The sequence below is a fragment of the Actinomycetospora sp. genome (assembly GCF_036497585.1).
Taxonomy (GTDB): domain Bacteria; phylum Actinomycetota; class Actinomycetes; order Mycobacteriales; family Pseudonocardiaceae; genus Actinomycetospora.
Window position 1 is genome coordinate 1 of record NZ_DASXJD010000258.1, and the last position, 13424, is coordinate 13424.

Annotated in this window: 13 protein-coding genes and 2 tRNA genes; 8 read left to right on the forward strand and 7 right to left on the reverse strand. The window is 71.7% G+C overall.

Translation table 11 applies throughout. The annotated features are described in order from the left end of the window. Positions 1 to 439: 439 nt before the first annotated feature. Positions 440 to 513: transfer RNA gene (locus tag VGH76_RS26720), tRNA-Gly, on the reverse strand. A gap of 473 nt (positions 514 to 986) precedes the next feature. On the opposite strand from VGH76_RS26720, the gene VGH76_RS26725 reads away from it, so the two are divergent. Continuing rightward, positions 987 to 1060 (forward strand) — tRNA-Pro (locus VGH76_RS26725). Positions 1061 to 1432: 372 nt separating this feature from the next. On the opposite strand, the gene VGH76_RS26730 is transcribed toward VGH76_RS26725, so the two are convergent. Next, on the reverse strand, positions 1433 to 1933 hold the full coding sequence (locus VGH76_RS26730) for a hypothetical protein (RefSeq protein ID WP_331559808.1): 501 nt from the start codon (positions 1931 to 1933) through the stop codon (positions 1433 to 1435). 627 nt (positions 1934 to 2560) lie between these two features. Between VGH76_RS26730 and VGH76_RS26735 the strand changes: the two genes are divergently transcribed. After that, positions 2561 to 2917 carry a hypothetical protein gene (locus tag VGH76_RS26735; RefSeq protein ID WP_331559809.1) on the forward strand — a complete coding sequence of 119 codons (357 nt, stop codon included), beginning with the start codon at positions 2561 to 2563 and terminating at the stop codon, positions 2915 to 2917. A gap of 630 nt (positions 2918 to 3547) precedes the next feature. Next, a complete protein-coding gene (locus tag VGH76_RS26740; protein WP_331559810.1) occupies positions 3548 to 4291 on the forward strand; it encodes a GAF and ANTAR domain-containing protein in 744 nt (247 codons plus the stop codon). A 270-nt stretch (positions 4292 to 4561) separates the two neighbouring features. Here the strand turns inward: VGH76_RS26740 and VGH76_RS26745 are convergent, their stop codons facing one another. Further along, positions 4562 to 4822, reverse strand: coding sequence for an ATP-binding protein (locus VGH76_RS26745; RefSeq protein ID WP_331559811.1), 261 nt, complete (start codon positions 4820 to 4822; stop codon positions 4562 to 4564). A 66-nt stretch (positions 4823 to 4888) separates the two neighbouring features. On the opposite strand from VGH76_RS26745, the gene VGH76_RS26750 reads away from it, so the two are divergent. After that, positions 4889 to 5680 (forward strand): GAF and ANTAR domain-containing protein, encoded by a 792-nt coding sequence (locus VGH76_RS26750; protein WP_331559812.1) that lies wholly within the window; start codon positions 4889 to 4891, stop codon positions 5678 to 5680. Positions 5681 to 5704: 24 nt separating this feature from the next. On the opposite strand, the gene VGH76_RS26755 is transcribed toward VGH76_RS26750, so the two are convergent. Beyond that, positions 5705 to 6298: a DinB family protein gene (locus VGH76_RS26755; RefSeq protein ID WP_331559813.1), complete on the reverse strand. Its 594-nt coding sequence runs from the start codon at positions 6296 to 6298 to the stop codon at positions 5705 to 5707. Between the two features lie 165 nt (positions 6299 to 6463). Between VGH76_RS26755 and VGH76_RS26760 the strand changes: the two genes are divergently transcribed. Continuing rightward, positions 6464 to 7291 carry a hypothetical protein gene (locus tag VGH76_RS26760; protein WP_331559814.1) on the forward strand — a complete coding sequence of 276 codons (828 nt, stop codon included), beginning with the start codon at positions 6464 to 6466 and terminating at the stop codon, positions 7289 to 7291. A gap of 12 nt (positions 7292 to 7303) precedes the next feature. Here VGH76_RS26760 and VGH76_RS26765 read toward each other — a convergent pair whose 3' ends face one another. The 3 genes from VGH76_RS26765 to VGH76_RS26775 form a co-directional block, all read right to left on the reverse strand. Further along, positions 7304 to 9421 carry an NAD(+) synthase gene (locus VGH76_RS26765; RefSeq protein ID WP_331559815.1) on the reverse strand — a complete coding sequence of 706 codons (2118 nt, stop codon included), beginning with the start codon at positions 9419 to 9421 and terminating at the stop codon, positions 7304 to 7306. Positions 9422 to 9560: 139 nt separating this feature from the next. Beyond that, a complete protein-coding gene (locus VGH76_RS26770; RefSeq protein ID WP_331559816.1) occupies positions 9561 to 9689 on the reverse strand; it encodes a hypothetical protein in 129 nt (42 codons plus the stop codon). Between the two features lie 96 nt (positions 9690 to 9785). Next, the gene (locus VGH76_RS26775; RefSeq protein ID WP_331559817.1) at positions 9786 to 10715 is read right to left on the reverse strand and encodes an aldo/keto reductase; all 930 of its coding nucleotides are present in this window, start codon (positions 10713 to 10715) and stop codon (positions 9786 to 9788) included. Positions 10716 to 10933: 218 nt separating this feature from the next. On the opposite strand from VGH76_RS26775, the gene tig reads away from it, so the two are divergent. The 3 genes from tig to VGH76_RS26790 form a co-directional block, all read left to right on the forward strand. Then, positions 10934 to 12406: a trigger factor gene (gene tig / locus VGH76_RS26780; RefSeq protein ID WP_331559818.1), complete on the forward strand. Its 1473-nt coding sequence runs from the start codon at positions 10934 to 10936 to the stop codon at positions 12404 to 12406. A 204-nt stretch (positions 12407 to 12610) separates the two neighbouring features. Then, positions 12611 to 13210, forward strand: a complete 600-nt coding sequence (locus tag VGH76_RS26785) for an ATP-dependent Clp protease proteolytic subunit (RefSeq protein ID WP_331559820.1) — start codon at positions 12611 to 12613, stop codon at positions 13208 to 13210. 10 nt (positions 13211 to 13220) lie between these two features. Next, positions 13221 to 13424 (forward strand): ATP-dependent Clp protease proteolytic subunit (locus tag VGH76_RS26790; RefSeq protein WP_331559819.1); only part of this gene is annotated, 204 nt, incomplete at its 3' end.

Genomic DNA, 13424 nt, shown 5'->3' on the forward strand with positions numbered 1-13424 from the left:
TCCCGATGCGTTGCCTGTTCTCGTAACATCCGGACACAGGGGCCTCCCCGAATCGATGGTGTTCAGCAACCCGAGGATCACCCGGGAGCCGCGAGGAGCGGGAGGCCCCGCCCCATTCATCGCATCATCCGCAGCCCTCTCCCTCGATCGGCTCGCAGAGGAGGATATGGCGGGCTTCCGCAAGCCGGATCGTAATCCGGTCGAGCGAGTCCCCACCGGGTCCTGGCGGATGTCACCTGGTTTCTTGCGCCCGCTTGGGTCTTCAACCCACTGTCTGAGCTGAGCGCTCGGCTGCAGCACCCGCAGCACGCCAGTGAGCGGCGACGCGAGGCTCGCACAGCAGCACCGAGGAGCAAGGACTGGCACGGGTGTGGCACGACCCAGAGCTAGAGCATGCCCCGGACGCCGGGGCGCAGGCCGTTGACCTGCTCAAACGTTGTGGAGCGGGCGACGGGAATCGAACCCGCGTAGCCAGTTTGGAAGACTGGGGCTCTACCATTGAGCTACGCCCGCGCGGCCCATTCCTGGGCCGTGCCTACCGTATCCGATGCCGCGTCGACGGCGTCGCGGCGGGCTTTCTCCGGGTCCCCTGCTCCATCCGTGCGCCGCTCTGTCACGGTCCAGCCGGTTACTGGATCGTTCAGTAGACGCTCTGTCACGGTTTAGCCCTCGACCACGACCTCGTGACCGGGTACACACCCTGCATCGCCGCTGGTCGCGGGTTCCCTCGGGGACTCGATCTGTGACCCCCACCTGGTACTTCACGGTAGGGCCGCCGAGCCGACGACGATGAGTCTCGGGGATCAGCAGCCGCCGGAAGGGAGCCCAGGATGGACACGGAGCGCGACACGATCATCGACACGGACGAGGACCACATCATCCGCGGTCTGGACTGACGCGTCAGGACGCGTGCGGACGACGTCGTCCGCACGCCCGTCGACATCCTCTGATCTCCGCCGGGGCGGGCGCCCTACACTCGTCGGCAACGGGGTGTAGCGCAGCTTGGTAGCGCACTCGCTTTGGGAGCGAGGGGCCGTGGGTTCGAATCCCGCCACCCCGACACTGATCGACCTGCCGGATGCTGCGTGGGGAGGTGCAGGGGGAGGACGCCCCCGCACTGCACCAACGGGGGCTCACGGCGCCTCCTCCGGGGTCTCGTCGTCCTCCCAGTCGATGAGGTCGACGTCCTCGCGCATTGGTCGAGGTTGGTGTGGGCGTAGATGGCGAGGGTGATCTCCGCGTCCGCGTGCCGAGCGGTGGCCTGCACGACGTGCGGAGCCACCTCTGGCGCTAGCAGCACGCTCACGACGGTGTGGCGCAGGTCGTGCAGCCGCAGCGTCGGGAAGCGCTCGACGCCTTGCCGGCATCACCGGCGGTGTCCCAGCGGCTCTGGATCAGCGCTTCGAGACGGTCCGATCTTGCGATCCGCACCTTATGTCTTGTGCTGGTCGATCAGCGCGGCTTGCATGCTGTCGTGGCCCATGCGCGTCATCGGGTCGCACTGGGAAGCCCCCGATATGCTGCGAAAGTGCTCTGCCTGCGCGCGGGCCGAGGCACCGACGTTGACCATGTTCGGGTCGGTGCGGGTGATCTCGCGGCGTAGGCTGTTCTTCTCGACATCGTCTGCGTCGGCCTGGTGCTCGTCGACGTCCCAACCGTGGGCTTCGGCGTCCTTGCGGATCATGCGGCGGGTGTCGAGCTTCTCGAGGCGGTTGCGCCACTGGCGGCGCTGATCTAGCACCCCTCGGCGGGCTCGCTCGTCGCGGTTGAGCCCGAGCCGGTCTCGCGCGTTGTGGCGGATGGTGATGGTGAGCATGAATGCCGAGCCCCGGGCCGCGTGGACCGCGTCGAGCAGGGTGGCCAGTTCCTCGGCCCGCTTCGCGGCGACCCTGGCGGCGCACTCCGGGCAGGCCCACATCGAGCCGCAGGTCACCCAGGCCCTCGAACCCGGCCCGCCGCACCTCCGGGGTGTTGCTCACGACCAGAGCGGCCCGAGTCTCCGGGTCGCATCGAGCCGCAGCGACGAACCCGTCCGATCCGAGTCAACGGCTGAAGCTGGGCCCGACGCTTCCAGCGGGCACGATGAGCACTCCTAGCTCTCGCGCGTAGCTCTGCCGGTCCGCCCCCTTCCGCACTCCTGCCTTCGGCCCGTGCAGCGGGCGCTCCCCGGCCGCCGTGCCGCACGGGGCTTACAGCGACCACCCAGACCAGGGCGACGGTGCCGGATGCGGACGACCTTCGGCGCCAGGCGCTCCGCCCCGGACCGGGCACCGGCCTCGGGAGAGCCGGACGAGCTCGGGTGCGGGTCTTCGGTGGGGTGGTGGTCGGGGAGGGGGCTCTCCCTCGACGGCTTTGGTGAGCGGCGGAGCCCGCCGAGGATGACGAGTCCATCCTGACCGCATGTACCGATTGGACCTTACGCGCGTGGGTCTGGTAACTCAGAGAAATCTCGTGCCGCCTCTTCGCAGCGACGATAGTAGTATCGGGTGATAATTAGGTCTCGTTGATCTCCCTGGCCATCACGATGAGTAGTGCTAACCGGTGTTGATTGGAGTGTCCGATGCCCATGATCGTGATTGCGATGCCTATTCCGCCTGACAAGTACGCCGACTGGCGCAACGCTCTCGACGAGTTCGCCGGTCCGCGGAGGGAGGAGTACACGGCTGCCCGGATGCGCCAAGGCGTGACGCGCCAAGGTGTGTTCGTTCACCACACCCCGGCAGGCCCGATGGAGATCATGGTGATGGAGGCCGATGATCCCGGGCGGGCTCTGCAGCTCCTCGCCACGTCCGAAGAGTCGTTCGATGTGGAGTTCCGTGAGTACCTGATGAACATCTACGGCCTGGATCTGTCGCAGCCGCCTCCCGGCCCACTGCCCGAGCAGGTTCTCGACTGGAGTGCTCCCGCCCGCGTCTAACGGACCGGAACTATGACGAGACCAGCACAAGACCGAGCCGTGATGCTGCTCAGCGTGGTGACGACCGTCCCTGATCGGCCTCCCGGCGATCCGATCTTCGGCTGATCGGGTCGCGGCGAAGCGACGAACCGCGAGGTCAAGTCGGAGTAACGGGCCCACGAAGATCTGCGATGCGGTGAGTGCTCGATGTCCGCAGTGGGGCCCGAACGGTCCGAATCGAGGCCTGACGCGGCGACCCGCACCGTCCTCTCTGCCGCACGTGGCGGGCGGTGCGGGCCGGGCTTTCCTCGTTGTGGGAGCGAGGGGCCGCGGGGTCGAATCCCGCCGCCCCCGACCACGAACTGACGGCACGGGTCGAAAGCCCGGTGCTGCCGACCTGGAGGATGGCGCTCCGCAGCGCTGACTGCAGGGAGGCCGGCGCATCACCTCCCGAGAGCGACCGACGGTCCCGCCGCGGCCGGGCCGCGACCCGTCCGCCATCGGCTAGCTCGCCGTGATCATCGCTCGGGATACACTACGGCGAGGTCGAGCATCTGGCCGTCGGTTGGTCTTGTCGAAGCGCACCCGCCCCGCAGGGCGACGGGTGCGTTCGGGGTCGACACCCCTGGGCTGATCCTGAACGGAGCACCTGTGTCGGTCGATGCCGATCTCGTCGTGTCGCTGCGCCGTGCCGCCGGTGAGCTCATCGAGCAACGCAACCTCCGCGACCTCGACGCGACGTTGTCCCAGATCGTCGAGGCCGCCGTGGCGCTCGTCCCCGGGGCGGACGCCGGCGGCATCTCGATGACCGAGAAGGGTCGGGTGACCTCGCGCAACCCGAGCGCGCCCGGCGTCACCGAGCTCGACCGGCTGCAGAGCGAGCTGCACGAGGGGCCGTGCATCAGCGCCATGGAGGAGCCCGCCGAGGACGGCGTGGTCCAGGCCGACGACATCGCCGGCCCCGACGGCGACCGGTGGCCCCGGTTCGGCCCGCACGCCGTCGAGGCCGGCTACCGGTCCGTGCTCTCCACACAGTTGGCGTTCGCCGAGGGCGTCCGCGCCGCGCTCAACCTCTACGCCTCGGAGCCCCACGCCTTCGACGAGGACGCCCGGCGCACCGCGGCGCTCTTCGGCGTCCAGGCGGCGACCCTGCTCTACGGCAGCCGGGAGGTGGGGCAGCTCGAGACCGCGGTGCAGAGCCGCGACATCATCGGGCAGGCCAAGGGCATCCTCATCGAGCGCTACGGCGTCGACGACGCCGAGGCCTTCCAGATGCTGACGAGGGCCTCGCAGGACACCAACATGAAGCTGGCCCGGGTCGCGCAGTGGCTCCAGGGTGAGACGATCGAGAAGCACACGACGGACGCCCCACAGACCGGCGAGCAGCGGGTCTGAACGATCTTCGGGGGGAGGCGGTGCTCCGTGCGCGGCCCCCGGGTGAGAGCGCTGGCGCTCAAGCGCGCGCAGCACGTCCTCGAGCGCAGCGCTGCCGTGCTGGCGAGGAACGACCTCGTCCGGGACCGCGTCGAGCACTCCCGGTGGGAGTGGCGGCTGCGCCGGCTGCGGGCGGTGCAGGGACCCGTGAGCGCCGACCCGGCGACCGACGAGGTGCTCCGGCGGCTCCTCGGTCCCGAGGACGGCGGGTCGTCGTCCGCGTCCGACGGCTCACAGCAGGTGGCGCAGGGTCACCCGGGTGCCGCCGTCGTCGGTGTGGATGTCGGTGTCCGGCGAGCACGACATGATCAGCGCCAGGCCGCGCCCCCGGTAGCCGGGGTCGGCGACCGGTAGCCAGCGCCCGTCGTCGGCCACCGTCACGACCACGCTGCCCCGGCCGCCCTCGTCGTCGGGACGGCACTCCGCGGTGAGGGTGACGGTGCCAGGCCGACAGCCGGCCGCGAAGGCGTGGTCGACGGCGGTCGACCACACGGCCTGGTGACCCGATGCCCCGTGCCCCGGCCCCGCCGGGGCGACACCTCGAGGCGGTGGACCCTCGTGTCCGAGCCGAGCGACGAGCTGACCCGCGACGACCTGGACCACGACGGCCTGACCCACGACGAGCTGATGGCCTCCCTACGGGAGGCGGCGCGGCGGCTGACCGAGGACCGTGGCATCCGCGACCTCGACCTCACCCTGGACCGGCTGGTGCACTCCGCGGTCGTGACCATTCCGAAGGTCGAGGGCGGCGGGATCTCCCGGACCGACGGCGGCACCGTGAGCTCGGGCCACGCGACGAGCGACGAGATCCACGCGCTCGACCAGCTCCAGTCGCGGCTCGGCGAGGGTCCCTGTGTGACGGCGGCCGACGCGCCGCCCGCCTCGGGCGTCGTCCTCGCGCAGGACCTCGCCGGCGACGACGCCGCACGCTGGCCGCGGTTCGCACCGGCCGCGGCCGAGGCCGGCTACCGCGCCCTCATGTCGGTAGCCCTGTCGGTGCACGGCGCGACCCGCTCGGCGCTCAACCTCTACGCCCACGACCCCGGCGTCTTCGACCCGTCCGCCCAGCTCACGGCCGGCCTGTTCGGCCTGCAGGCCGCGATGCTGCTCCACGGCGCCGACCACGCCGCCCAGCTCGGCCACGCCTTGGAGACCCGGGACGTCATCGGGCAGGCCAAGGGCATCCTCATGGAGCGGTTCACCGTCGACGACGACGAGGCGTTCCGGCTGCTCGTGACCTCGTCGCAGGACACCAACATGAAGCTGGTCGAGGTGGCGCGCTGGCTCACCCGCGAGGCGATCGCCCGGCGGGCTCGCAGCGAGTCGCAGGTGCCGCCGGCGATCTCCTGAGCGGCGCCGTCGCCGAGCCGGCGGTCAGGTCGCACCCGCGGCGCGGCGGGCCTCGCGCTCGAGCCGCGCCCGGTGCCCGAGGAGCCGAGCCGCCTCGTTGCCACCCATGTTCGGGTTGTCCGGGCGCAGGCCCACGGCGCCGTCGGCGAGCTCGCGGCAGATGTCGGCGTGGCCTGCGTGCCGGTGGGTCTCCGTCGCGACGTGCACCAGGATCTGCCCCAACGTGACGTCGGCGCGCTCGTCGGGCCAGTGCGGGACGCGGCCGGGGGAGTCGAGGTCGAGCTCGTCGATCGTGGCGTCCGAGTGCTCGGCGGCCCGGGTGGCGAGGTCGAGGATGTCGGCGCGGGACTCCTCGGCGGTCGCCCACATGTCCGCGTCGGGCTCGGGGTGCGCCTCGAACCAGCCGGCCATCTCGGCGAAGGGGCGGCCGAAGACCTCGCCGAAGTAGTCCGACTCGATGATCGCGAGGTGTTTGACCAGCCCGAGCAGGTTGGTGCCGGTCGGCGTCATCGGGCGACGGACGTCGTACTCCCCGAGCCCGTCGAGCTTCCAGCGCACCACCTCGCGGCCCTGGCGCAGGTACCGGTGCAGGACGTCCTTCTGGCCCGGGGCGCTCACCCGGGCACCCTGTCACGTCCGGGCCCTGCGGGGGACGACGACGACGCGGCCACCCCGTCTACGGGTCCCCGCCGGTCGGGCGATGTGGCCGATGAGGCACGGTGGGGGTCGATGAACCGAGGAACCGGCACGACGGACGTGCCCCGGAAGGGAGCAGGACCCGCGATGAGCGAGGGACGGACCAGCGCCGCGGAGGCGGGCGTCGACGGCGAGGACCACGCCGCCGACACGCCGACCCCGACCGGGACGACCGGGGCGGCCGACGGCTCCGGGTCCGCCGGCAGCAATGGCCACGACGCCGACGAGGCGACCACCACCGGCACGACCACCACCGGAACGTCGAGCGACACGGCGAGCGGCGAGGCGTCGAGCAAGGACGAGGAGTCCGCCGACACGACGCCGGCCGCCGAGACGGTGCCCGCGGCGACGCTGCCCGACGACGAGGCGGAGACCACGTCGTCCACCGCCACGTCGACCGGCACCACGTCGACCGGCACCACGTCGACCGGCACCGCGACGACCGGCGACGGCGAGGAGGAGTGGGCCGACGCCGAGGACAAGGCCTACAAGAAGGAGATGCGCAAGGGCTTCGCCTTCGGCGCGGCCGGCGGCATCCTCGTCGGCGCCATCATCGCGCTGCTGCTCGGCGCGCTCGTGTGGCCCGGCTACCTGCTCGGCCCCGGCGACCCGCAGGACACCGCGAACCAGGTGACCCAGGCGCTCTCGTCCAAGGATGCCGCGCAGCTCGACGCGCTCTCCTGCAAGGGCGAGAACGGTCAGTCGGTCACGCAGCTCTCGCCGCAGGTTCTGCAGTACATCACCAAGGTCGCGCCCGCCGGCCCGACGACGACGCTCATCCAGACCGAGGCGCGCACCCCGGTCGACCTGACGCTGTCGGTCCAGGGCCAGACCCAGACGCTGCCCTCGGAGCTCGTCCTCGGCGAGACCAAGGGCGACTGGTGCCTCAAGGGCCTCGCCCAGCGCCAGCAGTAGCGGCGGCGCTGTCTAGCGCAGCCACCGACGGCGGGCGGGTGCCGGCCACTCCTCGGGGACCTCGCGGGCGATCTCGTCCAGCCAGATGGTCGACGAGGAGTCGGAGGGCGCCCGCCAGTCGCCGCGGGGCGAGAGCGAACCCCCCGCGGACACCTTCGGCCCGTTCGGCATCGCCGAGCGCTTGAACTGGGCGAACTGGAAGAAGCGCTGGACGAACACCTCGAGCCAGTGGCGGATCTCCGGCAGCTGGTAGGCCACGCGGTCGTGCTCGGGGAAGTTCGGCGGCCACGGGCCCTCATCGGCGTCGTGCCACGCGTGCCACGCGAGGAAGGCGATCTTCGACGGCCGCGCCCCGTGGCGCAGCACCTGGTACAGGCTGAAGTCCTGCAGGTTGTAGGGCCCGATCATCTCCTCGCTCGACTGCACCGGGGCGTCCTCGGTGGCGGGCACGAGCTCCGGGGTGATCTCGGTGTCGAGCACCGACTGCAGCACCTCGCCCACCGCCTCGTCGAACTGCTCCGAGGAGATCACCCAGCGGATCAGGTGCTGCACGAGCGTCTTCGGCACGCCGCCGTTGACGTTGTAGTGGCTCATCTGGTCGCCGACGCCGTACGTCGACCAGCCCAGCGCGATCTCCGAGAGGTCCCCGGTGCCGAGCACGATGCCGCCGCGCTGGTTCGCCGCGCGGAACAGGTGGTCGGTGCGCAGCCCGGCCTGGACGTTCTCGAAGGTGACGTCGTAGACCGGCTCGCCGTGGGAGAACGGGTGGTCGAGGTTGCGCAGCATGAGGCGCGCGGTCTCGGTGATGTCGATCTCGGTGAAGCTCGTCCCGAGCGCCTCGCACAGCCGCTGGGCGTTCCCCTTCGTGTGCTCGCCGGTGGCGAAGCCCGGCAGCGTGAACGCCAGGATGTCGCTGCGGGGACGCCCGGCCCGGTCGAGGGCGCGGGCGGCGACGACGAGCGCGTGGGTGGAGTCCAGCCCGCCGGAGACCCCGATGACGATCTTCGGCTGCTGCAGCGCCCGCATCCGCTGCTCGAGCCCGGCGACCTGGATGGAGTAGGCCTCGTAGCAGTCCTGCTCCAGGCGCGCCGGGTCGGCGGGCACGAACGGGAAGCGCTCCACCTCGCGGCGCAGGCCCAGATCTCCCGACGGCGGGTCGAGGCTGAAGGTCACCGTGCGCCAGTCTGAGAGACGGTGCTCGTGGTGGCGCCGGTTGTCATCGAACGTGCCCATCCGCAGCCGCTCGGCGCGCAGCAGATCCAGGTCGACGTCGGCGACGCTGTGCTGTTCGCCCGCGGGGAACCGCTGCGTCTCGGCGAGCAGCGCCCCGTTCTCGTGGATGCTCGTCTGGCCGTCCCAGGCGAGGTCGGTGGTCGACTCGCCCTCGCCCGCCGCGGCGTAGACGTAGGCGGCGGTGCAACGCGCCGAGGCCGAGCGGCACAGCAGCTGGCGGTCCTCGGCCCGGCCCACCGTGATCGGGCTGCCCGAGAGGTTCGCCAGCACCGTCGCGCCGGCGAGCGCCGCCTCCGCGCTCGGCGGCACCGGCACGAACATGTCCTCACAGATCTCGGCGTGCAGGACGAGGCCCGGCACGTCCTCGGCGGCGAAGAGCAGGTCGGGCCCGAACGGGACGTCGGCACCCAGCAGCCGCATCGTGCCGCCCTGGTCGTCGCCGGCCGCGGCCTGCCGGCGCTCGTAGAACTCGCGGTAGGTCGGCAGGTAGGACTTCGGCGCGACGCCGAGGATCCGGCCGCGGTGCACGACGACCGCGCAGTTGTACAGGCGGTGCCGGTGGCGCAGCGGGGCGCCGACGACGAGCACCGGGAGCAGGTCGGCCGAGGCGGCCACCACGTCCGCGAGCGCCGTCTGCACGGACTCGAGCAGGGTGTCCTGCATCAGCAGGTCCTCGATCGAGTAGCCCGAGAGCGTCAGCTCGGGGAAGACGACCAGGCCGACGGCCTCGTCGTGGCACTCGCGCGCGACGGCCAGCAGCGAGGCGGCGTTCGCCGGCGGATCGGCCAGCGTCGTGCGCAGCGTGGCCGCCGCGACACGGACGAAGCCGTGGCGGTAGGCGTTGGTGAAGTCGTTGGAGCTCCTGGCGGGCGAGCTCTTGGCAGGCGCGGCGGGCACGGCGGGTTCCCTCCGGTGATCACGGGCTGACCCGCAGTGTGCCCGGGGGCGACGCGGCCTACCCGTGTCGCTGCCACCCCGTCGTCGCGGTCGGGGCCCCGACTCCCCGCCCGGACGACCGGGTGACGCGGAGGTCGGCTCAGCGCCGACGCGCCGCCGTGCTCTTCGGGGCAGCACGGCGCCCGCGGCGGGTGCCGTACCCGGCCATCACGTCGAACACCCCGAGGAACCGCTCGAACGCGCGACCGGCCTTGCGTGCCATGCCCATGGAGATCTGCCCCTCTCGCGAACCGTCGTGCCGCTGGCGGCGCCCACCGTCCCAAACCACATCGGTGTGAGGTGATCTGGGGGTGGGTAGGGCTCGTCAGACCCAGGGCAGCCCGGCGCGGTGGGCCCAGTAGTCGCGCGGCGCCTCGGCGGGCCCGGCCAGGGCGGCGCGCTCGTCGTCGGTGAGCACGACGCTGGCCGCGTCGAGGTTGGAGCGCAGCTGCCCGGGGTCCGCGGCGCCGCAGAGCACGACGTCGGCCCACGGCTGGTCGAGGACCGCGGCCAGCGCGACGGCGTCGGGTCCGACCTGCCGGCGCGCGGCGGCCTCGCGCACGGCCGCCGGCGGCTCCACCACGAGCCGGCCGTTGGCGACCCCCTCCTTGACCAGCACGAGCACCCCGTCGTCGTGCGCGTCGCGCAGCACGTCCCCGACGGCGGGCTCGAGCAGGTTCCACGTCGACTGCACCGCGGTGAACAGGCGCGTCCCGCCGACGGCGAGGGCGAGCCCCCGGCGCACCGCCTCGCCCTGGTCGGCCCCGGAGGTCGAGAACCCGAGCCGGACGCCGTGCTCGGCGCCGGTCGCGGCGAGCGCCTCGAGCAGGGCCGGGTCGTCGAGGAGCGGGGAGTCGGTGGTCAGCGAGTGCACCTGGTAGAGGTCCGGGGGGCCGCCGAGGGCCTCGAGGGTCTCCGCCCACTGCGTGCGGAAGTGCGCGAGGGAATGCTCCTTGACCTCGTGGACCTCGGCGTGGGCGTCCCAGTCCGCGGTGTAGCGGTAGCCCCACTTGCTGGACACCGTCGCGTCCGCCCGGCGTCCGGGGTGCGCCGCGAACCAGGAGCCGAGGAACTCCTCCGCGCGCCCGTAGGAGCGGGCCGCGTCGAACCGGCGCACCCCCGCCTCCCACGCGGCGTCGAGCGTCTCGTGGGCGAGCGCGCGCAGGTCGTCGGGGGAGCGGTGCACCCCGTCGCGCCCGAGGTTGATGTAGGAGGGCCGCCCGAGCGCGGCCAGGCCGAGTCCGAGGCGGGTCACGGGTGCCGACCCTAGGTGGGACCGTGGCCTGTCCGCCCAGCTCAGGGCCGCTACGGCACGATGTCGGCCCGCACGTCTAGACTCGCCCGCGACGCCCGGGCGGGCGTGCCGACCTGCCGACGACACCGGCGGGATCCCCCTGGGGTCCCGGGTGTGGAGCAGCTGTCGGCCCCGCCGCCGGGCCGCGATGGCAGTCCCGCCCTGGAGGAGAACGAGCTGTGAAGTCCACCGTCGAGCACCTGTCTCCGACGCGCGTCCGTCTCGCGGTCGAGGTGCCGTTCGACGAGCTCAAGCCGACCTTCGACCAGGCGTACAAGAAGATCGCCCAGCAGGTCCGCATCCCCGGCTTCCGGCCGGGGAAGGCTCCCGCGCGCATCCTCGACCAGCGCCTCGGCCGCGGTGTCGTCCTCGAGGAGGTCGTCAACACCGCGGTCCCGGAGAAGTACGGCGAGGCCGTCGGCGAGGCCCAGGTGACCCCGCTGGGGCAGCCCGAGATCGAGGTGACCTCGATCGACGACGGCGACAAGATCGCCTTCACCGCCGAGGTCGACATCCGGCCCGAGATCCAGCTGCCGGACTACTCGTCGATCTCGGTGTCAGTCGACTCGGCCGAGGTCACCGACGAGGACGTGGACGACCAGCTGAAGGGCCTGCAGGCGCGCTTCGGCACGCTCACCGGTGTGCAGCGTCCCGCCGCGAAGGACGACTTCGTGGTGATCGACCTGTCGGCCACGGTCAACGGGGAGGCCGTCGAGGAGGCCCAGACCTCCGGGATGAGCCACCAGGTCGGCTCCGGCCAGCTCATCGAGGGCCTCGACGAGGCACTCGAGGGCATGTCGGCCGGCGAGACCAAGACCTTCACGACGACGCTCGTCGCGGGCGACCAGGCCGGCGAGGAGGCCGAGGTTACCGTCTCGGTGCAGACGGTCAAGGAGCGGCAGCTCCCCGAGGCCGACGACGAGTTCGCCCAGCTGGCCAGCGAGTTCGACACGCTCGACGAGCTGAAGGCCGACCTGCGCGAGCGCCACGGCCGAGTCAAGAAGATGGAGCAGGCGGGCCAAGCGCGCGACAAGGTGCTCGACGCGCTGCTCGAGGCCGCCGACATCCCGGTGCCCGAGTCCGTCGTCGCGCAGGAGGTCGAGGTGCGCGCCCACGAGGCGGTGCACGAGTTCGACCACGACGAGGCCCGCCTCACGCAGTACGTCGAGTCCCAGGGCCAGACCCGCGAGGAGTTCGACGCCGAGATCCGCACCAACGCCGAGCACGCCGTGAAGACGCAGCTGCTGCTGGACGAGGTCGCCGAGAAGGGCGAGGTCCAGGTCGACCAGCAGGAGCTGATGGAGCGCATCTTCATGCAGGCGCAGCGCTTCGGGATCAGCCCCGAGGAGTACATCCAGCAGGCGCAGCAGGCCAACCAGCTCGGCGCGATCTTCGCCGACGTGCGGCGCGGCAAGGCGCTCGCCTCGGTCGTCCAGGCGGCGACCATCACCGGCCCCGACGGCGCGGAGGTCGACCTCTCCGAGCTGTTCGGGTCCGCGACCCCGGAGGACGGGGAGGCCGCGGCCGAGGTCGCCGACGAGACCGCGACCGCCGCGTCGGGTGACGACGAGGCCGGTGACGACGGCGCGGATCCCGTCGTCACGACCGACCAGGAGGCCACCGCGAGCGCGTCCTCCGCGCCGCAGGCCTGAACCCGGCGCGCCCTCGCGGGATCCGGTGAGCCGTGAGCGAACACGGCCCGTGCAGGGACGTCGGGGCGCCCGGCGCTCGTTAGTGTCGGTGGCGACCGACGCGGGCACCGCGGGGCCCGGCGTCCGAACACCGACGTCAGCAACCCCATTCGAGGAAAGCAGGGACAGGTGAGTCAGCACCTCTCCGACCCGTCCGGGGCGGTCATGCGTTCCGCCGGCGGGTCGATGACGCTCAACGACTCGGTCTACGAGCGGCTCCTGCGGGAGCGCATCATTGTCCTCGGCCAGCAGGTCGACGACGGGATCGCCAACCAGATCTCCGCGCAGCTGCTCCTCCTGGCAGCAGAGGACGACAACTCCGACATCACGCTGTACATCAACTCGCCCGGCGGGTCGGTGTCCGCGGGCATGGCCATCTTCGACACGATGGAGCTGATCAAGCCCGACGTGTCCACCGTCGTCATGGGCCTCGCGGCCTCGATGGGGCAGTTCCTCGCCACCGCCGGGGCAGCCGGCAAGCGCTACGCGCTGCCGCACTCGCAGATCATGATGCACCAGCCCCTCGGTGGCCTGGGCGGCACGGAAACCGACATCACGATCCGCGCGGAGTCGATGCGCAAGCTCAAGCGCCAGCTCGCGGAGCTGATCGCCGAGCGCAGCGGCCAGACGGTCGAGAAGATCACCGAGGACTCCGACCGCGACCGCTGGTTCGACCCCCACGAGGCCGTCGAGTACGGCCTCATCGACCGCGTCATCAGCCGCGCTTCCGGTGTCGGCAGCAGCGGTAACGGCACGAGCGCCTGAGGAGACGCTGATGAGTGAACTCCACGTCCCGGGCGGCCGTGCGCCGGCCTCCCCCGAGTCGCGCTACATCCTGCCGTCGTTCGTCGAGCGGACGAGCTACGGCGTCAAGGAGTCCAACCCCTACAACAAGCTCTTCGAGGAAAGGATCATCTTCCTCGGGGTGCAGATCGACGACGCGTCGGCGAACGACGTCATGGCGCAGTTGCTGTTCCTG

Excerpts from the sequence above, each read along its gene's own strand:
- VGH76_RS26770 (WP_331559816.1), bottom strand. The coding sequence starts at position 9,689 with ATGGGCATGGCACGCAAGGCCGGTCGCGCGTTCGAGCGGTTCCTCGGG.
- VGH76_RS26785 (WP_331559820.1), top strand. The coding sequence starts at position 12,611 with ATGCGTTCCGCCGGCGGGTCGATGACGCTCAACGACTCGGTCTACGAG.
- VGH76_RS26760 (WP_331559814.1), top strand. The coding sequence starts at position 6,464 with ATGAGCGAGGGACGGACCAGCGCCGCGGAGGCGGGCGTCGACGGCGAG.
- VGH76_RS26735 (WP_331559809.1), top strand. The coding sequence starts at position 2,561 with ATGCCCATGATCGTGATTGCGATGCCTATTCCGCCTGACAAGTACGCC.